Raw genomic sequence first — 20,942 nt, 5'->3', positions numbered from 1 at the left:
CGGCGGCGAATACGTGATGCGAGCCTACGGCCCGGACGGCTATCTGCGGATGGCCCGGCGTGTCTCCGTCTGGGGAAGCACTGCGGCATCGTCGGCAGGCATCACGATCAGGTGATCGGTCCACCTGGCCGGTGCGGGTCCAAAGGCTTCGCGCGCATTCTTGACGACGCCCTTGCCGATGGCTCGGTTACCCGCACCGCCGATGACCGCACCGATTCCGGCGGGAACGAGCTTGCCGAGGATCAGTGCGCTGCGCTTGGCGGCGTATTTGGTCACGAATTTCCGCACGAGGGTGCTGTTCATTCCCCTCATCGTGGGTCCGGGAATCTTGCTCGTGATTGCCGTTCCCCAGTTCTTGGCCGTGATCCCGGTGGCCTTCTGGACGATCTCCATGCCGGATTCGCCGAGTGCGACTGCCAGTACCAGGGCACGTCGTTGCTGATGATCCTGCACGGAGATTCCGTGGACAGACGCTATTGCCAATGTGAGCAGCGCCGACGCTTCGAGGAAGAAAGCCGATTCCGCACCGACTGCAGCGATGGACGCGACTGTTCCGACGCCCGGCACCGCGGCCGTGGCGCCGACGGCACTGCCGCTTCCGGTCACGGCGAGAATGAACATCTTCTCCATCCGCTCGACGATCTGAGCAGGTGACTCGTCGGGGTGCGCCTTACGGACGTGGTTGACGTATTTGGCTACTGCGGGCGCTTGCAGGCGGCTTCCGTTGTCGAGAACGGAAACGAGGACCTTCTCGATACGCCCGCTGTCGTTGTTCGTCGACTTGCTCATTGCTGCCCCTCCACAGTTGTCCTCCTCTGAAGCGAGGTGGACCGTATCTCGAGAATAGGTGAAGTTTTCGGTAGCGGCGGTGATCGCAGGGGCCATAGGCTCGTACGAGACTCGGTTTTCTTCGTGAGTTTTCCCAGGCAGGAGTTCGAGTGTTATGACCGCCACTTCGGAATCTCGTTCGACGACCATCTGGCCGACACTGCGCTACCTCGACGCCCGGGCTGCAATCCACTTTCTGGTGAGCACCTTCGGTTTCGTGGAGAAGGTCGTCTACGGCGAGGGAGACGTGGTGGACCACGCCCAACTCGACTGGCCGGGCGGTGGCGGCATCATGCTGGGTTCGCCGCGCACCGATTCGGCGATCGCGGGCCTGCCGCCTGGAATCGGTTCGGTGTACATCGTCGTGGACGACGCGGACGCAGCTGATGCACTCCACGAACGCGCTGTCGCGGCGGGCGCCACGATCACGCAGGGATTGCGCGACGAGGACTACGGTTCGCGGGGGTTCACCTGCCGTGATCCCGAAGGTGTGTACTGGAGTTTCGGCACGTACGCAGGGGAGTAGCCGCCGCGACCTATCTGGTGGCCCAGTGCTCTGCTGGAACCACTTCCGACGGGATGGGCGGGTGAGGCGGTGTGCCGTCCCCGAACGGTCGGCCACCCAACTGTTCGCGGCCGTGCGGTTCGAGCCAGTGCGTCAATTCCGGTCCCTTGGGCACGATTCCGGAGGGATTGATCTCGGAATGCACGATGTAGTAGTGCGCTTTGATCTGTGTGAAGTCGATGGTGTCACCGAATCCGGGAGTCTGGAACAGATCGCGTGCGTAGTCCCACAGCACCGGCATCTCGCTGAGTTTGCTTCTGTTGCACTTGAAGTGGCCGTGATAGACGGGATCGAATCGCGCCAGCGTGGTGAACAGGCGCACATCGGCCTCGGTGATGGTGTCTCCCACCAGGAAGCGTTGCCGGGCAAGACGTTCGGTGAGCCAGTCGAGGCGGGCGAACAGCGTGTCGTATGCCTCGTCGTACGCCTGCTGTGAACCGGCGAAACCGCAGCGGTAGACGCCGTTGTTGACGTCGCGGAACACGTACTCGGCCACTTCGTCGATTTCGTTTCGCAGAGGCTCCGGGTACAGATCCGGTGCGCCTTCGCGGTGGTACTTCTTCCATTGCGTCGAGAAGTCGAGGGTGATCTGTGGGTAGTCGTTCGTGACCACCTTGCCCGTCGCGATCTCCACCATGGCGGGCACCGTGATTCCCCTGGGGTATTCGGGATCTCGGGCGAAGTACGCGTCCTCTAGTCGCGGGATCTTCAGTACGGGATCGACGCCGCCCGGGTCGAGATCGAAAGTCCAGCTTCGCTTGTCGTGAACCGGACCGCAGATGCCCATCGACAGTACGTCTTCGAGGCCGAGCAGGCGGCGGACGATGATGGCGCGGTTTGCCCACGGGCAGGCACGTGCCACGATCAACCGGTATCGCCCCGGTTCGACGGGGTAACCGTCGCGACCGTCCTCGGTGATCCGGGTCGGGATGTAGTTGGTGTCGCGTTTGAATTCACGACCCTCTTCGACGAATGTCGGTTCGCTCGCGCCGTCTTCCGTACTCATCTGCGGTCCCTCTCGTTCGAGTGTCATTTCGAGTGTCAACTGGGCAGGTGCACGTGTACCCGAGCGTATGCCCCCAGAACGTCGAATTTGGCTTTACGTGGAAGCGTCGCGGCGATCGCGCTGCCGCGACTCGTGCGTAGCTGGGGGATCAACCCGGAATCGAGAGCGTCCTCCGCAGCGAGAAGCGTTACTGCGCAGCCGATTCCGTGACGGCGATGCGCAGGAGCAGTCAGGGTCGTGAGATCTGCCACGAATCCCTGAAATTCGGAGTATGCCGCGCATCCGAGCACCTCGGTGGAATCGGTGACGGCGGTGAACCACCGCGTCCGGTTCTCGAGGTCGGCCGTGGTGCTGTCGTCGGGTGGGCACAGCGCAGCGACGGCGAGGGCGTCGTCGACCTCGTGGGAAATCAGCAGTTGCTCGTCGGGTGGCGCGTCCGTGTAGTCGCCGAGGAAAGCGAGATCGACGGGACCGGTGATTCGCCCGCCGTGATCGCCGGCGATCTCGAGGAGACGTGTCGGTTGCAGTAGTGCGTCGACGGAGATGCCCTCTGTGCGCTCGATGAACCACTGTGGCCCGACGATCGCACCGGAGCCTGCCAGATCGAGAACGTGGATGTCGTCGCCGACGACCCGGGCCGTGTGCGCCGGACGCAGTGCCGAGTCGCCGAGTCCCAGCTCACGCGCCCAGGCAAGTCGGATGATGTCGAGGTGATGATCGTCCACTCGCTACAGGCTAGTCCGATTCGAACGGGTTGATCGAGACGGACAGAGGTCGTATATTCCATGTGGACTATTTCGGGTGGAATAGTCAAGAAATGGTCAATTAGGGTTCGTCAGGCAACTGCGGCTTGTCAGGGAGGGGGACTCATGGGTGACGTGTCACTGACGCCTTTGGGAATCACCGTGCTGGGCCTGCTGTCCGAGCGTTCGATGCACCCGTACGAGATGTACCAACTCGCCTCGGTGCGGCGGGGCGATCAGCTGGTGAAAATCAAGCCGGGATCGCTCTATCACACGGTTTCCCGGTTGGAGAAGCAGGAACTTCTGGCTTCGATCGGGACCGATCGTGAGGGCAACCGCCCGGAGCGGACGACGTACGAGATCACTGCCCGCGGCCGTGATGCCCTCGAACATCAACTACGCGAGATGTTGGCGGTTCCGGTGCGGGAGTATCCGCGGTTGCCACTCGCGCTTGCCGAGATGCACAACCTCTCCGCATCGACTGCGTGTCAGATGCTTCGGATCCGTCTCGCGCACCTCGACAAGACGATTGCGAAATTCGAGGTCGACTACGAAGCGGTGAAGGCCGCGGAGAAACCACGAATCTTCACGGTGGGCGCGGACTACGCCCACGCACTGACCGTCGCCGAAAGAGAGTGGATCGGCGCGTTGGTGACAGACATCGAGAGCGGCGAAATGCCCTGGCTCTCACAAGAACTTCTCGACCGGCTGGCCGGCTCCGCAGGCTCGTCCGCACTACCTAAGGACTGAAGATGGAAAAGCAGGTCAATCCCTGGCACGCGCTGTGGGCGCTGTGTATCGGGTTCTTCATGATTCTGGTGGACAGCACCATCGTCGCTGTCGCCAACCCCGCGATCATGGAGGACCTCGGCACCGACATCAACAAGGTCGTCTGGGTCACCAGCGCGTACCTGCTGGCGTACGCGGTGCCGCTGCTCGTCACGGGCCGACTCGGTGACAGGTTCGGTCCGAAGAACCTGTACATGATCGGCCTCGTACTGTTTACCGGCGCATCACTGTGGTGTGGTCTGTCCGGCAGCGTCGAGATGCTCATCGTCGCAAGGGCTTTCCAGGGTCTTGGTGCTGCAATGATGACGCCTCAGACGATGGCCGTCATCACACGCACGTTCGCGCCGAACAAGCGTGGCGCCGCAATGGGTCTGTGGGGCGCCGTTGCCGGTGTTGCCACCCTGGTGGGTCCGCTTGCCGGTGGCGTCCTGGTGGACAATCTCGGCTGGGAATGGATCTTCATCGTCAACGTCCCGGTTGGTGTCATCGCCTTCCTGCTCGCCTGGAAGCTCGTTCCGTCGTTGCCGACCAGCGAGCACAAATTCGACATCCCCGGCGTGATCCTCAGCGCCGCAGGCATGTTCCTTCTGGTGTTCGGAATCCAGGAAGGCAGTTCGTACGACTGGAACGGATTCGTCTGGAGCCTGATCGGCGCCGGTGTGGTGTTGCTCGCGGTGTTCGTGTTCTACCAGTCGCGCAACAAGAACGAACCCTTGCTTCCCCTGGAACTCTTCAAGGATCGCAACTTCTCACTCGCCAATGTCGCCATCACCGCGATGGGCTTTGCGATCACGTCGATGGTCCTTCCGCTGATGTTCTACACACAGGCAGTTCGTGGCCTCTCCCCGACGCAGTCGGCGTTGCTGCTCGTTCCGATGGCAGTGCTGACCGGTATCTTCGCCCCGATCATCGGCAAGCTCGTCGACAAGACACATCCGCGCTACATCGCCGGCACCGGCTTCCTGCTGTTCGCCGTCGCCTTGGGCTGGCTGGCACTGGTGATGTCTCCCGACGTCGCGATCTGGGAACTGCTCCTGCCGATCGGCCTGATCGGCTTCGCCAACGCGTGCATCTGGTCTCCGCTCGCGGCCACCGCCACACACAACCTGCCTCCGATGCAGGCGGGCGCGGGCGCCGGCGTCTACAACACCACCCGGCAGGTGGGTGCGGTTCTCGGCAGCGCTGCGATCGGCGCTCTGATCACTGCACGATTGGCGGCTCAGGGACTGACCGGCGGCAGTTCGGAAGCCGGCGTTGGTCACCTCCCCGAGTTCGTCCGTGAACCGTTCAGCACGGCGATGTCGGAGTCGATCTGGCTACCTGCGGGTGTGCTGCTCATCGGTTTCGTCGCGTCGGTGTGCTTCGCCCGGCCTTTACGCGGGGACGCGCACGACGACGCGATGGCCGTCAGTGCCGAAGCGCGTCGGGAAACATCACTGCGCGATTGAGATAGTCGCTCGGGTCAAGGGCTCGCTTGATCGCCCACATCGTGGCTATGTCCTGCGCCGAGAGGGCCAGGTCCAGATAGTTGCGTTTGAGCGAGCCCACCCCGTGCTCGGAACTGACGTTTCCGCCGTGATCGCGAACCAGTTCGAGGACACTGCGATACACGATGTCGGCGTTCGGACAGTTCAGGACGTTGAGGTGGATGTTTCCCTCAGCGACGTGTCCGAACAGGATCGGAATTGCCTCGGGCGCTCGGCTCGCGATCACCGCCGTTGCGTCCTCGGTGAAGGTGGCAAGCGAGTCCAGCGGTAGCGCCGCGTCGAATTTCAGTGGGGGACCGAACAATCCGACCACCTCGGCGAAGCATTCGCGTGCCGCCCACAAGCGCGTCGAGCCGTGGGCGTCGACCGCCACGGCCGGGGTCTGCGGTGGGCCGATGCGTTCGAGCAGCTCGGCCAGGTCTTCCAGCGGATCGTGGGCCGCGGACACCTCGGCGAGGAGGTACCACGGTCGCCCCGTCGGAACCGCGGCGTTCAAATGGCGTGCGGCCAGTTCGAGACCGCGCCCGTCCAACAATTCGAGTGCGTCGACGCCGTCGAGAGTGCGCAACACTCGCCCCGCCTCGACGACGTCTTCGAGTGTGTCGAAACCGGTCAGCGACGTCACGCGGTAGGTCGGTATCTTCCGTAATTTCAGGTCGACGGAAGTGACCACCCCTAGAGTTCCTTCGCTACCGACCCACAGTGCGGGCAGGTTGTATCCGGAGTTGTCCGACAGCACTTTCGGTGACCGACGCACAGTAGTTCCGTCGGGGAGTACCACCTCGAGGCCGAGCACCTGTTCGGCCATGTTCCCGTATCGAACCGTGTGAAGGCCACCGGCATTGGTGGACACCATGCCGCCGATCGTCGCAGTGTCCCGCGAGGCTATGTCGACACCGAACTTCAAACCGGCGGCGGCCGCCGCGGAATGTACCTGCGCGAGTGTCACTCCCGCCCCGACGGTGATCCGCCCGGCGGCAAGATCGACGTCGCCGATCGCCGCGAGGCGTTCGGTGGAGAGCAGGACGTCGTCGTGTTCTGGCACCGTGCCGGCGACCAGGCCCGTTCGCCCGCCCTGAACGGTGACCGGTACACCGCGGGAGCGGCACACGTTCAGCAGTGCAGCGATTTCGGCTGTATCGGCCGGTCGGACCAGGGCGCAGGCACGGCCCGTGTACCGCCCTGTCTGATCGGTGGAACGGGTCGCCAACACGTCGGCGTCGGTGACGACGAACCGGTGTCCCACAACGTCCGCGAGCGCATTTCTCAGTCCGTCCACCCGACGATCGTAGGCCGGTTCGATGTGGCAGTGTGGCGGCATGACTGCTCCCGAATCGCATCCCACCCGTCTCGAGCGCTTCACCACCGATGGTGGTGCCGAGGTAGCTGTCCTGACGTTCGCACACGGACCACTCAATCTGTTCGATCAGGCCATGTTCGACGCGGTCATCGCCGATGTTGCGACGCTGACCGAAAACCCACCGCGCGCGGTGCTTCTGCGCGCCGAGGGCAAGGTCAACTCGGCCGGCGTCGACGTCCATGTGTTCGACGGCCTCGACCCGGAGCAGGGCGCGGAGTTGTGGCGCCAACTGTTCGCCCAGATCTGCCATCCGCTCGAGGCATTGCCGTGCCCGGTGATCTATGCGGCGCACGGGTTGACGCTGACTGCTGCATTCGAGATCTCGTTGGCTTGCGACATCATCCTCGCGGCGCCCAAGGCGAAGTTCGGACTGGTCGAGACAGTGGTCGGTCTGACGCCGTCCATGGGTGGACCGCAGCGTTTGGCCGAGCGTGCCGGTTCCGGACGAGCTCGGGAGTTGGTCATGACCGGCGATCTCTACGACGCCGTAACCCTGCACTCGTGGGGCGTCGTCAATGCAGTTCACGACGATGTCGATGCTGCGGCGCGTGCCCTGGCGACCAGGCTGGCGGACGGACCCACGCGAGCCCACGACGCCACCAAGCAGATCGTCGCGGCCTGGCGTTCCGGCGGGATCGCTCATGCGGATTCGGTGACTCCCGGAGTGTCCGGTGCGCTGTTCGCCACCGATGACCTACGCGGCGCTGTCCGCAGTTTCCTCGACGTCGGACCGGGCAAAGCGGTCTACTCCGGAAAGTAAGTTTGCGACGATTATCGCCAGAGACCTCCACGAACTGTGATCCACGTCATATAGTCGAATGGCCGGTGGGTTGTCAGTGACGTGGAGGTATCGATGCGGTCGACGCTTGTGGAATACCCGTGTTCGAATCAGCTCCTCGCCGACGCCCGCGTCACCCGCGCCGGTGACGGGGTGCTTCGGTACAGCCAACTGGACCCGTCGTTGTCCGAACTACTGGACATCGCCGTCCATCGGTTCTCCTCGCGCGTCGCGGTCGAGGAGGTCGACGGCGAGCAGGTCACCTTCGCGGAGCTGTGGGCCGAGGCGTCGCGGGTCGCGGGAGGGCTGAAGTCGCGAGGCGTCGAGATCGGTGACCGTGTGGCCATTCGTGTCGCAGCTGGGGTGAGATGGATGGAGGCGTGCCTCGGTGTCATCCTCGCCGGCGGCGTTCCGGTCTCCGTCGGTGTGCACTTGAGTGATGGTGCGGCGGACTTCGTCATCGCGGACAGTGGTTCGGTGTTGGTGCTCGATGGGGAACTCCCGCACGGTGTTCCGTTCATCGACGACGGCGCCGCCCCGGACGAGATGGCGATCCTCGCGTACACCGCGGATTCTTCGGGCGAGATGCTTGGCGTCGAGTTGAGCAACGAGAACGTGCTTTCTGCCATCGTCGGAATTCTGCACTCGCGTGACTACGGCGTCGAAGGTGTGCGGAATCTGCTGGTGGACAACGACTTCAAGTCGGTGCGGCAGTTCGTGCACGTGCTCGCGACGTTGGTGGTCGGTGGAACGGTGGTCCTCGCCGGGGACTTCTGGCGTGAGAGTGTACATACCGTCGACATCGTGACCGGGCGGCCCGAGGACTTGCTCGAGCCACGGTTGCTCACGCTCGGACCGGCGGCGCGTGCCGGTTCGAGGTCGGTGCAGTGGATCGATTGCAGCGGGTCGCCGATCACGGCCGAACAGGAATCCAAGCTGCTGACTCTGTTCCCGGCTGCTCGGCATGTGATCGGGTGGGGTAAAACCGAAACCTGTGGGGCTGGTCTCATTCTGCCAACCGAGTCGGCGCCCACCCACCTCGGAAGCGTCGGAATCGCTTTCGGTGGAATGGAAGTGGCGTTGTACGGCCCGGATGCTCCAGGTGGTTTCGGCGAGTTGTTGTGCCGTGGACCGAGTGTCACGCGTCGGTATTGGAACTCGCCGCAAGCGACCTCGACGAGATTCACCCAGGGGTGGTTCTGCACTCACGACACCGCGCAGATCGACCCCGATGGCTTCGTCCGTATTGTCGAACGCAACGTCGCGTAGTCACGCGAGCGTGGTCGACAAACGAGAGGGACATCATGGCGGACGAGGTTCTCACCGAGCGGCGCGGGCGGACACTGATCATCACCATCAACCGGCCCGAGGCGCGTAACGCCATCAACTCGGCGGTCAGTCACGCGTTGGCCGCGGCGGTCGAAGAGCTCGATGCGGACGACGATCTGTCCTTGGCCGTGCTGACAGGAGCCGGCGGAAACTTCTGTGCCGGTATGGATCTGAAGGCATTCGTGGCCGGCGAGAACGTCCTCGTGCCGGGACGCGGTCTCGGATTCACGGAAGGGCCACCGCGTAAGCCGATCATTTCGGCGGTCGAGGGCTTCGCGTTGGCAGGCGGCACGGAACTCGTGCTTGCCACCGACCTGGTGGTGGCGTCGTCCGAAGCGAAGTTCGGTATCCCGGAGGTCAAGCGAGGACTGGTTGCAGGTGGCGGCGGATTGTTGCGCCTGCCCAAGCGGATTCCGTACCAGAAGGCTCTGGAACTGGCGCTGACCGGCGACAGTTTCACCGCCGAGGAGGCATACCGCTACGGCTTCGTGAACACGTTGACCGAACCGGGCAAGGCGCTCGACGGCGCACTGGAGCTGGCTGATCGAATCACCCGCAACGGACCGCTCGCGGTAGCGGTCACCAAGGAGATCATCGTCAAGGCCGGCGGTTGGTCCGACGATGAAGCTTTCGCGAAGCAGTTGCAGGTCATGGCGCCGGTATTCGCATCCGAAGATGCACGCGAGGGTGCGACGGCGTTCGCCGAGAAGCGCGCCCCGGTCTGGAAGGGGCGGTAACACCGACATGGCTACACCTGTCGCAGAACTGCACATGCACATCGAGGGTTCTCTGGAGCCCGAACAGATTTACCGACTTGCCGAGCGCAATCGAATGGATCTGCCGTACAAGGACATCGACGATCTAAAGTCGAGGTACGAGTTCACCGACTTGCAGTCGTTCCTCGATCTCTACTTCGCCAACATGGCCGTCCTGCGCACCGCGGAGGATTTTGCCGACCTGACGCGAGCGTACTTCCGCCGGGCGGCTGCGGCCGGCGTCGCGCATGCCGAGTTCTTCTTCAATCCACAGGCGCACGTAGTCCGTGGTGTTCCGCTGACCGAGGTCCTGGACGGGATCATGGATGCGGTGGCATCGAGCGAGCGCGAGTTCGGGCTCAGCAGCGCGGCAATCGCCGCCATCCTCCGAGATCAGCCCGTCAAGGACGCCGAGGAGATCTTCTCCGAGATAATTCGCCTGCAGGCTCCGATCGTCGGGCTCGGGCTCGACTCCGCAGAGGTAGGCAACCCACCGTCACTGTTCGAGGACGTGTTCGCCCGTGCGCGTGCCGAGGGTTTGCACGTTGTCGCTCACGCCGGTGAAGAGGGACCGCCCGAGTACATCTGGCAGGCACTCGACATTCTCGGCGCCGAGCGGATCGACCACGGAGTCCGGGCACTCGAGGATCCTGCCCTGATCGAGCGTCTGGTCGACGAGGAGATTCCACTGACGGTCTGCCCGTTGTCGAACGTTCGTCTGCGGGTGTTCGATTCGCTGTCGGATCATCCGCTTCGATCGATGCTCGAGATGGGTTTGATCGTCACGGTCAACTCCGACGACCCGGCCTACTTCGGGGGATACGTCGACGACAATTTCACCGAACTGGGCCGAGCCTTGGGTCTGACCGAGGCCGAGCGAGACACCCTCGCCCGGAACTCGATCAAAGCCTCGTTTGCGAGCGATGCACGAAAAGCGGAACTGCTGCGGCGCTGACCGTCAGTCGCCGAGTACCTGACGCAAGTATTCGTTGTCGAACACACGATTCGCGTCGTACTTGTCTCTCACGGCGACAAAGTCGTCGAGTCGGTCGTACGTAGGACGCAGGTCGTCGACGGTCCGGTTGTGCATTTTTCCCCAATGCGGCCGGCCGTCGACGGCGCGGGCGATGGCTTCCACTGCGGCGAAGTATTCGGTTTCGGGTCGTCGGTGGTACTGGTGTACGGCGATGTATGCGGTGTCGCGTCCGTGAGCAGTCGAGAGCCAGAGGTCGTCGGCGGCAGCAAAACGTACTTCGACGGGGAACGCGACGTTAGTTCCGGACTTCTTCATCCAGCGGTCGATTTCGTGGAGTGTCTCGGTGACGTGTTCGCGGGGAATCGCGTATTCCATCTCCTTGAACTTCACCCGGCGCGAAGACGCGAATACTCGGTAGCTGCGATCGGTGAACTCCCGGGCGCCGAGCAATCGAGACGACACGTTGTTGATTCTCGGGATCGCGGCCGGTGCCAGGGTGGCAACGCGGTTGACACCTTCGAAGAGTGTGTTCGAGAGGAGTTCGTCGTCGACGAACGCGCGGACCTTGCCCACTGGATCGGGTTCGGTATCTCCGGGCAGTCGCGTATTGCTCTTCGTCAGGACACGGTCGGTGTGCGGAAACCAGTAGAACTCGAAGTGGTCCAAGCCCAGACGATCGCTCTCGAGGGTGTCCAGTATGTGAGACAGCGTGTCGGGTTCCTCGATTGCGCGAAGTGTGAATCGCGGGACGCAGGCGAGAGTGATCTTCGAAATGATGCCGATTGCGCCCAATCCGAGGCGGCCTGCTTCGAACAATTCGACGTTTTCGTCTGCGCTTGCGGTAACGACGGATCCGTCGGCGAGAACGATCTCGATTCCGCGAATCTGTGTGGCGATACCGCCGAATCGTGCGCCGGTGCCGTGTGTGCCGGTGGACGTCGCGCCGGCCAGTGACTGGACGTCGATGTCGCCGAGATTGGCCATCGCATATCCGCGTTGCCACAAGGCGTCGTTGAGAGCATGAAGGCGAGTGCCTGCAAAAACAGTGACCAGCGCACCGTCGTCGGTCGGCGTGATCGAGTCGATTCCGCTCAAGTTGTCCAGGCTGACGAGGACACCGTCGGTGACCGCGACACCGGTGAACGAATGGCCGGCGCCGACGGCCTTCACGCGTTGGCCGCGCGCCGCGGCCTCGGCGACCAACGACGAAAGTTCACGGGTATTTGTCGGCGTCGCAAAGCGACGCGGCGCGGCACTTTGAGTGCCCGCCCAGTTCTGCCAAGTGTCCGAAGCCATTACGCAATAATGTACTTGGACGGTCGTCCAGGCAAGTATTGCGCGAAGATTTTGTCATTTGCGTTCTACGATCATTGGATGCTGAACAGGCTTCCGGCGGACGAACGCCGCACACAATTGGTCGAGTCCGCTTTGTCTATTGCGGAACAGCGCGGTGTCAGTTCTGTGACGGTAAGGGCGGTGGCAGAGGAGGCCGGCGTATCGCTCGGCGTCGTTCATTACTGCTTCGAGAGCAAGGAAGCGCTGATCGCGGCAATGGGTGAAACGCTCATTCTGCAGCTCAGTGCGTCGATGCAGTATGCGTTCGCGCAGGTCCGCCATGCGCCGGATCTCAGTGGCGTGCAGGGGCTCAGGGAATTGCTGCATATCGGCCTGACCGGAATGTGGCCGACCATCGAAGCAACCCCGGATCGCCAGTTGTTGACCTACGAAATTACCGCGCAGGCACTGCGTAGTCGCAATCTCGGAGCCGAACGTGCTGGGGCAGTTGCATTTGAGCAGTACCGAATCATGGATGAGCTCGCGGTGTCGTTTCTCGAAGAGTGCGCCAAGATATCGGGCACGGTGTGGACGGAGCCGTTGAGTTCGATTGCGCGACTGAGTCTTGCAATGATCGACGGTCTTGTTCTGCGATGGCTGGTCGATCGCGACTCCGACGCGACCATTGCCGAGTTCGGAGAAATGGTTCAGGTAATCGCCAATAAAGCAGTGGTCGCGCCTCAGTAGAACCGCCATCCTGGACATACGTCCAGGATTGGTGATTGACTGGTCGCACGCCGCGACGATTGGATCATCTGTGACCAGGACCCTCGATCGACTCACTGCTGCCACGCGAGAACTCGACCCGCCTCTGGCTGCTCTGGATCTGACCACACTGCGCAGTAATGCAGCCGACCTGGTGCGCCGCGCCGGTGGAACCCCGGTGCGAGTGGCGAGCAAATCGGTTCGTTGTCGTACGGTTCTGACTGAAACTCTCGGTGACACACTGACTGCATCCGGCGGGTTCCGCGGAATCATGGCGTACTCACTGCGCGAGGCTCTGTGGCTGGTCGGGCTCGGCGCACGGGACATCCTGATGGGATACCCGACCGCCGATCGTGGCGCCATCGCGGATCTCGCTGCCGATGACACCGCCCTCCAATCGATCACCTTGATGGTCGACGACGATGCGCAGTTGGATCTCATTCGTTCGGCGTCGACGGGAGATGCGCCTGTCCGGGTATGTCTCGACGTCGATGCGTCACTGCGGATCGGTCCGATCCATCTAGGCGTACGACGCTCGCCGCTGCGCGAACCTGCCGCGGTCGCCGCACTCGCGGCGCGTGCTCGTCAGCGCGGATTCTCCGTCGTCGGAGTGATGTTCTACGAAGCCCAGATCGCCGGCCTCCCGGACACCAGCGCTCCGATCGGTTGGGTCAAGAAGGCCTCTGCCCGCGAACTGGCGTCCAGAAGGGGCGCTGTGGTCGCGGCCGTCACCGATGCCGTGGGTGCACTCGAGATCGTCAACAGCGGCGGTACGGGGTCGCTGGAGGTCAGCTCGGCCGATCCTGTGGTGACCGAGGTAACAGCAGGCTCCGGACTGTACGTACCGACCCTGTTCGACCGCTACCGTGCCTTCCGTCCCGATCCGGCGCTGTTCTTCGCACTGTCGGCCGTGCGCAAGCCGACGCCGTCCGTCACGACCCTTTTCGGCGGCGGATACATCGCGTCGGGACCTGCCGGAGCCACCCGCGTTCCGTCACCGGTCTGGCCCGCTGGCCTCAGACTGCTCCGCAACGAAGGAGCCGGCGAAGTCCAGACACCGGTCACCGGGAAGGAAGCCGGAAACATCGCGATCGGCGACCGCGTATGGTTCCGTCACGCCAAGGCCGGCGAGCTGTGCGAGCGCTTCGACCGCGTGTATGTGGTCGAAGCCGACGGCACCCGAACCTCGGTTCCCACCTACCGCGGCGAAGGGCAGTGTTTCGGGTAGGACAGTGTTTCGGGTAGGACAGGCTTTGGGTGTGAAAACATTCGGCTAGCTCGTCAACCTCATGAACGCGCCGAGCTCCACCAATCCTGCGGGCGTGCTCGGCATGTACTGCGTCAACGCGTGTGATCGGACGATGATCGCGCACCACTTGCCGCGGGAGACAGCAACATTGAGGCGGTTCCGCGACAGGAGGAACGACATTCCTCGCGGGACGTCCTCGACGGCAGATGCGGCCATCGACACGATTGCCACCGCGGCCTCGCGGCCCTGGAACTTGTCGACGGTCCCGACCTCGACCTCCGTGAGACCGGCTTCGGTGAGATCGCGCTCGACGGTACCGACCTGGGCGTTGTATGCCGCGACCACGAGGATGTCCGACTGCTCCAGGGGCCGGGTTCCCTCGAACTCGCTCGGATCGGTCCATGGCGTACCGAGAAGGCCCTGGATCTGGCGAACGATTTCCTGGGACTCTTCCGGGGAGTACGTGGAATTGCCGCGGTGATCGACGAACACTGTGTGCACTCCGGCAGCGAGTCCGTCGAGTTTCCTTGCCGCACTCACGGTTTCCTGAGAATGGAGCTTGCCCTCGTACGACAGTGCGGACACGGGCGCACACAGATCCGGGTGCATCCGCCAAGTCTTCTCGAGGAAGTAGCCGAGTTCGGGTGGCAGTGCGCCGTGTCCCTCGGCGAGCCAACCGAGCGCCGATTCGTCGACAGGTTCGGGGTGAGTACCTTGGCTCACCTGCGGCAACTGCTGCGGATCGCCCAGCAGCAACAGGTTTCGCGCGGAAATCGCGACGGCAATGGTGTTGGCGAGCGCGAACTGGCCCGCCTCGTCGACCACGAGCAGGTCCAAGCTGCCCGCCGGAACACGATCGGTGTTCGCGAAGTCCCACGCAGTGCCGCCGATGACGCAGCCGACGCCTTCGGCCTCGGCGATGAATCCCGCATATTCTTCGGATGCGATGTCCTGCCATTCTGCGGTCTTGCTGCGGCTGCCCTTCTTCGCGACCAGTGCAGGGTCCACGCCGGCCTTCAGAATGCCGCCGAGCATGTTCTCGACCACCGAATGTGACTGAGCCACGACTCCGATTCGCCACTGATGTTGTTCGATCAGTGTCTTGACGACACGAGCACCCGTGTAGGTCTTGCCCGTACCAGGGGGACCCTGTACTGCCACGTAGGAATCATCGAGGTCGAGAAGTGCGGCGGTGATGGCGTCCGCGTAGTTGTTGTCGGTGCCGACGGGCGGGAGCGGTGAACCCGAGCGTGTCCTCGGGGTGCTGCGCCGGAGAATGTCGACCGCTGCTACGGGTGGCAGTTCGGGCAGGATCTCGCTGGCGCCGGATGCGGCAGCGGCGATGGACTTCTCCATGCGTCCGGTGGGAATCGGACGACCAGGTGCCAATGCGACTGGAGCATCGAGGTATTCGTCACCGCCGAGCAGTTCTTCGACGGTGACCACGTCGAGTCCTTCGGACTTGACCACGGCCGTGACCTTGACGCTGCTGGTGCCGCGTTGGGTGGGGTTCTCGCTTGCAACAGCATCGGGGGAGGGGGTTGCGTAGAGAGCGAACAGATCACTGCCCGGGCTCAAAGACGTTCCGGTGCCGAAACTTCCGGTCAGCTGAATGTGTCGACGGAACTTCTTCTGACGTGGGGTGCTCTTGTGCCAGTCCGCCTCGATTTCGGACTGTTCGACCACCATGACGTCGCGGATGTCCACCAGGTCTTCGATCGGTGTGACCAATCGGTCGAAGTGGGCCCACCAGTACGGCTTCCGCTCACGATTGTGGTACCCCACCGCAGCAGCCAGTAGAGCAGCTGCCTGCTGATCGGGGGTACGCGCCGAACCTGCCTTGTGTCCTGCGAATTCGCGGAGCGCGATCTCCGATTCGGTGAGCTCCTCGAGTGGAATCTTGATCTGCCCGGTCGGCTCACGAAGTTCGACGCCGTGTTCTGCGGCGCGCTCGGCAAGCCAATCACGCAGGCGCAGAGTGGATTCGCAGTCGTACTCGTTGTAGTCGGAGATGCCCTGAAGAAGTTCCCTGGCCTGGTCGGCTTGTCCTCCGTCGCGCAATTGGCAGTAGTCGGCATAAGCGACAACCGAAGCGGCGGCATTGGTCACGTCGCCGTCGCGGCCGTGCTCACCCATGTAGAGCGGCTCGAGTTTCTTGATGCTGTACGAGCGTTGTCCGATCCGCAGGCAGGCGCGGACGATCGGGTACAGGTCCACGAGCACGTTCTCGCTGAGCAGCGTGTCCACCGTTTGCTCGCCGACACCGTGACGTGCGGCCAAGCGCAACAGCGCCGATTTCTCGTACGCGGCGTAGTGATAGATGTGCATGCCGGGGTGAGCTTCTCGGCGCGCGGTGACGTAGTCGAGGAAGTCGAGGAGTGCCTGGCGTTCACCGTCGCGATCGTGTGCCCAGAACGGCTTGAACACGTAGTCGTCCGCCGGTCCTTCGACCACACCGAAAAGGTATTCCAACCCCCAGTCGGTGGATCCGTCCTCGGCCCAGAGGGGATCGCCCTCGAAGTCGAAGAAGATGTCGCCGTCGTCGGGGACGGGTAGTCCGCCGAGCGCCGAGGGTTCGTAGACCTCGAATTCGGCGTCGCCGGATTGTTCCTGACGAAGTTGAACCGCGGCCTGTGCACGGAGTTTGTCGAGTGTTTCCCGTCGAATTCCCTCGACAGGTCCGGTGCTCGCGGCGAGTTCGTCAATTGTCGTGATCCCCGAGACGATCAGTTGTTCACGCTGATTGCCGCGGACGCCCGCAACCAGCAGCAGGTCCCGATGACTTTCGACTTCGACGCTGCAGGTGTTGCATCGACCACAACGCAGGTACCGATCGTCGAGCCACTGTGTCGGTTTCCCCTCAGCACGGTGCTCGTCGAGGACGCGTTCGAGTTCAGCTCTGCGTGCTGCGAATACCGGCGCGATGTCTCCGATGTCGTGCGACGACGTGCTGCCGTCGCCGAGCAGTAGATGAACCTGATCGGAGGCGGCAATTGCATTGCGCTCCAACGCATCCGCGTATGCGGCGAGTTGTAGAAGTGCCGATACCTTGGCGTGCCGGGAGAGCTTGCTGTCGTAGACCGCGTAGGTGTTGCCTTCGCGGACGAGGAAATCGCAGAACCCGAGGAATCGGCCGTCGAAAAAGGTTCCCTGATAGATGACTGGCGCGCCCGATCGTGCTGCCTCGACGGTGGCCAACGTGGCAGCGGTCAGGCCTGCGCGTGAGTGTTCCGGTCGCGGCATGACGACGACGCCGTCTCCGTGTTGATCGATGAACTTCTGAAGCTGTTCGCGCTCGTGCGAGTCGCCGAGGCTCGACGTCCGCTCGAGCATCGGATCCGCCTCGGCCGCCTCGGCTGAGATCAGACCGGTGCGGGCGTCGAGTTGCCGCAACAGTGCGAACTCGCACGAGGCCGCGGCCGAGAGGTCACTGGCGCTGTAGACGATCTGATCATCGAGTAGGAACACACGGAGATTGTGCCATCGCTCACCGACAAGGCAACCCCGCCAGTAATCGCCCACCGCCCGCGGATACCCGTAGGAGAGTGCAGAATGACGACCATGCCCTTCTTCGACGGACGAACCGGTCAGGTGCACTTTCGGCATTGGCCGGCGGCAGGGGGCGCAGTGCCCACTGTGTCTTTGGTCTTTCTGCACGGCCTCGGTCAGCACAGCGGGCAGTATCACCGTTTCGCGGGCGCAATGACGGCGTCGGGGATCGACGTGTGGGCGATCGATCACACCGGGCACGGTTTGTCGGAGGGTGATCCGGGAGTCGGGGCTCCGCTCTCCGATCTTGCTGCCGATGCAGCCGCGCTGGCTGACATCGCCTTGGCGGAACTGCCCGAAGTTCCGCAGGCGGTGATGGGTCATTCGTTAGGTGCCGTGACTGCGCTGACGGTGCTGGCTCATCGCGATCACGAATTCGCGTCCGCCGTGTTGTGCGGCATCCCGCGCAGCGCGGTGGAGCAACACGGGTGGGCGGAACTCTCCGACGCGGGCATCCCAGTCCTGGTCGTTCACGGTACCGACGACCGGATCGCCCCGGTTGATCCCGTCCGGGACTGGGCGCGGACGCTGCGCAACGTCGAGATGCGCGAGTTCGAGGACGCCGGTCACGACCTGCTGCACGAGAAGGTTCACGCCAGTGTCACCAACGTCAGCCGTGAATTCCTTCTCGCGCATTCCAGGTAGTCCTCTCAGGAGAGCGCGCCGAGCACCTCTTTCGACGTGACGGGGTGCGAGAACATCGGGTAGTCGTAGGTGATCGCGTTCTCGTGTTCGGCGACCGAAGTGCCTGCCACGCAATCGGTGAGTGTGATGACCCGGTAACCGTTCTCGTATCCGGTGCGCATGGTCGATTCGACGCAGCAGTTGGTCAGGAAGCCGCCGAGAAGGATCGTGCGAATTCCTTTGCTGCGCAGAATGAAATCGAGGTTTGTGCTGGCAAAAGTGTCGAGTCCACGCTTGCCCTCGATGACGATGTCGCCGTCTTTCGGGGCGAGTTCGTCGACGATCGCAGCTCCCCAGGAACCCTTCACGAAAGCCTTGCCGTCGACGACGCCCTTGAGGATGCCGTACGGATGCGAGGTGATTTCGTTGTACCCCTCGGCGAAGGTGATCGGTGCGTGCATCACGGTGACACCTGCCGCCCGAGCCGCATCGACCAGCGCAGTGGTGTTCGCGAGGAGTCCGTTCGATTCCATGACCGGAGCGACGGCCTCGTGAAGAACACCGCCCTCGGTGGTGAAGTCGTTCTGGTACTCGATGAGCACGACGGCTGTGGTTGCTGGATCCAATTCGAGCTTGTCGGTCATGGTCGACACCTTGTCTGTTGTGGTCCGGGTCACGAATCTCCTCAATTAAACAGTTTGTCAGACAAGCAGGCAAGGGGTGGTAGCGTCGCGGCATGGATACGACTCCGTTGTCGCGCATGCCGCTCAGCCTTGCCGTGTCGGGAAGAATCCGTGCTGCCATACTCGACGGCTCGCTTCCCGTCGGCGAGGCGTTGCCGACCGAACAGGAACTCGCGCAGACCTTCTCGGTGGGTCGATCGACGGTGCGCGAGGCACTTCGTGTCCTGCAAGCACAGGGATTGTTGACCGGCGCGGACACCACCTCTACTGCCAGGCCTCGGGTGACGCACGAGCACACCGCCGATTCTGCGGCCACCGCTCTCAGTACGGCACTGCAAGTGGGCGCGGTTCCGCTCGGCGATCTTGTCGAATTGCGAGTGCTGCTCGAAGCTGCTGCGCTACGAACCGTCACCGCCGTGCCAGAGGGCGCCCGGGCTGCGATCGAGCGAATGCGCATCGCAACCCGGGCCGACGACTCGGTCGCATTCCACGACGCCGACGTCGACTTTCACGTTGCGCTCGCCGGAGCGGGCGGAAACAAGGCGTTCGGGTTGGTCATGACGGTTCTCCGCGACAGCATCGCCGGCTACCTGCTGAGCGAACTCGACTCGCGCGAGAACTCGGCGGCCACGCTCGGCGCACTGCTGGCCGAGCACGAGGGTATCGCCGACGCGATCGAGCGCGGCGCAGCTGACGAGGCCGCCGATTTGGTCGAGCGCCATGTGCGCGGATTCTACGAAGGACGAACGGAATGACCACGAGTATCGATCTGTTGGGTGAACGCTTGCAGAAAGCGGTGGGGGACAGGGCGACAACCGATCCCGACCGAATGGGCGCGTACGTCCGGGATCAATCACTGCTCACTGCAGCCGGAAGGCCCGCCGCGCTGCTCAAGGCGAAGACGGTCGACGACGTCGTCGCGGTTATGACGGTGGCGCACGAACTCTCCGTTCCGGTGGTGACACGAGGGGCAGGTACCGGGTTGGCCGGCGCTGCCAATGCGCTCGACGGGTGCATCGTCTTGAGCGTCGCGGGCATGGATCGCATTCTCGAGATCGATCCTGCCGCGCGCACCGCCACGGTGGAGCCCGGAGTGATCAATGGTGACCTGGCGGAAGCTGCTGCACAGCAGGGTCTTTGGTACGTACCGGATCCGGGAAGCCGGTCCATCTCGAGTATCGGCGGCAATCTGGCGACAAATGCAGGCGGCATCTGTTGTGCCAAGTACGGCGTCACCGGTGATCACGTCGCGGCCCTGACGGCGGTACTCGCCGACGGGCGTGTGATCCGTACCGGTGCACGGACGCGCAAAAATGTTGCGGGGCTGGACCTGACACATCTGCTCGTGGGCTCGGAGGGAACGCTCGCGGTCATCGTCGAAGCCACGATGCGGTTGCGTACGGCGCCCACTGCCGCGACCACCGTCGTCGCCTTCTTCGATTCCGCGGAGTCCGCGATCGATGCCGTCCTCGCCGTGTCGGCAGTGGCCGAACCGTGTCAGATGGAGTTGATGGACGACGTCACCATGGGCGCGGTCAATCGGCTGACGAAGATGGGGCTGGACGAATCGGCCGGGGCGATGCTGCTCATCCAGTGCGACGGTAGGTCGGCGGCCGCCGAGGCAGCGGACTGCGCCGCGGCGTGCGAAAGTGCCGGGGCTCGAGAGGTTTTCCACACCGACGATCCGGTGGAAGGTGAAGAGTTCACTGCCGCCCGCCGGATGGCGTTGCCAGCTCTCGAGGCGTTGGGCACGGTACTTCTCGACGACGTCGCGGTGCCGGTGCCGGCGTTGCCGTCCATGTTGGGATGCATTCGTGAAGCGGCCGATCGCCACGGTGTCACGATCGGAACCTTCGGCCACGCCGCCGACGGCAATCTCCACCCGACCATCGTGTTCGACGCTGCCGAAACGGGAGCGCAGGATCGTGCGCGCGGAGCTTTCGACGATATCGTTGCCGGCGCACTGGCATTGGGCGGAACGATCAGCGGTGAACACGGTATCGGGGTTCTCAAAGCGCCGTACATGGCAGACATGGTCGGCCAGACCGAACGCCAGTTGATGCTTGCGGTGAAGGCCGCATTCGATCCGAAGAGCATTCTCAATCCCGGACGGGGTATCTGAGCGCTTCTTCCGACCCTCACTCGTCGGAAATTGCGCTACCAGACGAACTTGTTGCTGCA

19 protein-coding genes are annotated in these 20,942 nt (G+C 63.2%); 12 read left to right on the top strand and 7 right to left on the bottom strand.

The window, feature by feature from the left end:
* Positions 1–39: 39 nt before the first annotated feature.
* Positions 40–789: a hypothetical protein gene (locus tag GJB56_RS13060; protein WP_003945111.1), complete on the bottom strand. Its 750-nt coding sequence runs from the start codon at positions 787–789 to the stop codon at positions 40–42.
* A 154-nt stretch (positions 790–943) separates the two neighbouring features.
* On the opposite strand from GJB56_RS13060, the gene GJB56_RS13055 reads away from it, so the two are divergent.
* The gene (locus GJB56_RS13055) at positions 944–1,354 is read left to right on the top strand and encodes a VOC family protein (RefSeq protein WP_019749325.1); all 411 of its coding nucleotides are present in this window, start codon (positions 944–946) and stop codon (positions 1,352–1,354) included.
* Between the two features lie 10 nt (positions 1,355–1,364).
* Here the strand turns inward: GJB56_RS13055 and GJB56_RS13050 are convergent, their stop codons facing one another.
* Both GJB56_RS13050 and GJB56_RS13045 read right to left on the bottom strand, forming a co-directional pair.
* Positions 1,365–2,399, bottom strand: a complete 1,035-nt coding sequence (locus tag GJB56_RS13050) for a glutathione S-transferase family protein (RefSeq protein ID WP_113683328.1) — start codon at positions 2,397–2,399, stop codon at positions 1,365–1,367.
* Between the two features lie 35 nt (positions 2,400–2,434).
* The gene (locus GJB56_RS13045) at positions 2,435–3,124 is read right to left on the bottom strand and encodes a GNAT family N-acetyltransferase (protein WP_019749323.1); all 690 of its coding nucleotides are present in this window, start codon (positions 3,122–3,124) and stop codon (positions 2,435–2,437) included.
* A gap of 144 nt (positions 3,125–3,268) precedes the next feature.
* Here GJB56_RS13045 and GJB56_RS13040 point away from each other — a divergent pair, with 144 nt between their 5' ends.
* Both GJB56_RS13040 and GJB56_RS13035 read left to right on the top strand, forming a co-directional pair.
* Positions 3,269–3,892: a PadR family transcriptional regulator gene (locus tag GJB56_RS13040; protein WP_019749322.1), complete on the top strand. Its 624-nt coding sequence runs from the start codon at positions 3,269–3,271 to the stop codon at positions 3,890–3,892.
* A 2-nt stretch (positions 3,893–3,894) separates the two neighbouring features.
* Positions 3,895–5,379 (top strand): DHA2 family efflux MFS transporter permease subunit, encoded by a 1,485-nt coding sequence (locus GJB56_RS13035; RefSeq protein WP_019749321.1) that lies wholly within the window; start codon positions 3,895–3,897, stop codon positions 5,377–5,379.
* Here the strand turns inward: GJB56_RS13035 and GJB56_RS13030 are convergent.
* Positions 5,339–6,739, bottom strand: a complete 1,401-nt coding sequence (locus GJB56_RS13030) for an FAD-binding oxidoreductase (protein ID WP_113683132.1) — start codon at positions 6,737–6,739, stop codon at positions 5,339–5,341. The genes GJB56_RS13035 and GJB56_RS13030 overlap by 41 nt on opposite strands.
* Here GJB56_RS13030 and GJB56_RS13025 point away from each other — a divergent pair.
* From GJB56_RS13025 to GJB56_RS13010, 4 genes are all read left to right on the top strand, one after another.
* Entirely contained in the window at positions 6,738–7,538 is an 801-nt protein-coding gene (locus tag GJB56_RS13025; protein ID WP_031332045.1) for an enoyl-CoA hydratase/isomerase family protein, read from the top strand. The two genes, GJB56_RS13030 and GJB56_RS13025, sit on opposite strands and share 2 nt — an antisense overlap.
* Positions 7,539–7,631: 93 nt before the next feature.
* A complete protein-coding gene (locus GJB56_RS13020; RefSeq protein WP_113683327.1) occupies positions 7,632–8,825 on the top strand; it encodes a class I adenylate-forming enzyme family protein in 1,194 nt (397 codons plus the stop codon).
* Positions 8,826–8,860: 35 nt separating this feature from the next.
* The gene (locus GJB56_RS13015) at positions 8,861–9,622 is read left to right on the top strand and encodes a crotonase/enoyl-CoA hydratase family protein (RefSeq protein ID WP_019749317.1); all 762 of its coding nucleotides are present in this window, start codon (positions 8,861–8,863) and stop codon (positions 9,620–9,622) included.
* A 7-nt stretch (positions 9,623–9,629) separates the two neighbouring features.
* Positions 9,630–10,595 carry an adenosine deaminase gene (locus GJB56_RS13010; protein ID WP_019749316.1) on the top strand — a complete coding sequence of 322 codons (966 nt, stop codon included), beginning with the start codon at positions 9,630–9,632 and terminating at the stop codon, positions 10,593–10,595.
* Between the two features lie 3 nt (positions 10,596–10,598).
* On the opposite strand, the gene GJB56_RS13005 is transcribed toward GJB56_RS13010, so the two are convergent.
* A complete protein-coding gene (locus GJB56_RS13005; RefSeq protein ID WP_019749315.1) occupies positions 10,599–11,912 on the bottom strand; it encodes a D-arabinono-1,4-lactone oxidase in 1,314 nt (437 codons plus the stop codon).
* A 78-nt stretch (positions 11,913–11,990) separates the two neighbouring features.
* On the opposite strand from GJB56_RS13005, the gene GJB56_RS13000 reads away from it, so the two are divergent.
* Positions 11,991–12,638, top strand: a complete 648-nt coding sequence (locus GJB56_RS13000; RefSeq protein ID WP_020908434.1) for a TetR/AcrR family transcriptional regulator — start codon at positions 11,991–11,993, stop codon at positions 12,636–12,638.
* A 70-nt stretch (positions 12,639–12,708) separates the two neighbouring features.
* The gene (locus GJB56_RS12995; protein WP_113683131.1) at positions 12,709–13,884 is read left to right on the top strand and encodes an amino acid deaminase/aldolase; all 1,176 of its coding nucleotides are present in this window, start codon (positions 12,709–12,711) and stop codon (positions 13,882–13,884) included.
* Between the two features lie 45 nt (positions 13,885–13,929).
* On the opposite strand, the gene GJB56_RS12990 is transcribed toward GJB56_RS12995, so the two are convergent.
* Positions 13,930–17,373, bottom strand: a complete 3,444-nt coding sequence (locus tag GJB56_RS12990; protein ID WP_113683326.1) for a TM0106 family RecB-like putative nuclease — start codon at positions 17,371–17,373, stop codon at positions 13,930–13,932.
* 84 nt (positions 17,374–17,457) lie between these two features.
* Here GJB56_RS12990 and GJB56_RS12985 point away from each other — a divergent pair, with 84 nt between their 5' ends.
* Positions 17,458–18,099 (top strand): alpha/beta hydrolase, encoded by a 642-nt coding sequence (locus GJB56_RS12985; RefSeq protein WP_021344970.1) that lies wholly within the window; start codon positions 17,458–17,460, stop codon positions 18,097–18,099.
* 5 nt (positions 18,100–18,104) lie between these two features.
* Here the strand turns inward: GJB56_RS12985 and GJB56_RS12980 are convergent, their stop codons facing one another.
* Positions 18,105–18,722: a cysteine hydrolase family protein gene (locus tag GJB56_RS12980; protein WP_020908430.1), complete on the bottom strand. Its 618-nt coding sequence runs from the start codon at positions 18,720–18,722 to the stop codon at positions 18,105–18,107.
* A 92-nt stretch (positions 18,723–18,814) separates the two neighbouring features.
* On the opposite strand from GJB56_RS12980, the gene GJB56_RS12975 reads away from it, so the two are divergent.
* Complete coding sequence (locus GJB56_RS12975) at positions 18,815–19,516, top strand: FadR/GntR family transcriptional regulator (protein WP_113683130.1); 702 nt, start codon at positions 18,815–18,817, stop codon at positions 19,514–19,516.
* Positions 19,513–20,883: an FAD-binding oxidoreductase gene (locus GJB56_RS12970; protein ID WP_113683129.1), complete on the top strand. Its 1,371-nt coding sequence runs from the start codon at positions 19,513–19,515 to the stop codon at positions 20,881–20,883. Before GJB56_RS12975 ends, GJB56_RS12970 begins: the two co-directional genes overlap by 4 nt.
* Positions 20,884–20,942: the final 59 nt, after the last annotated feature.

Source organism: Rhodococcus sp. AQ5-07, from assembly GCF_009707305.1.
Classification (GTDB): Bacteria; Actinomycetota; Actinomycetes; order Mycobacteriales; family Mycobacteriaceae; genus Rhodococcus_F; species Rhodococcus_F erythropolis.
The sequence above is the reverse complement of the archived record's forward strand: the minus strand, read 5'-3'. Positions and strand labels throughout refer to the sequence as shown.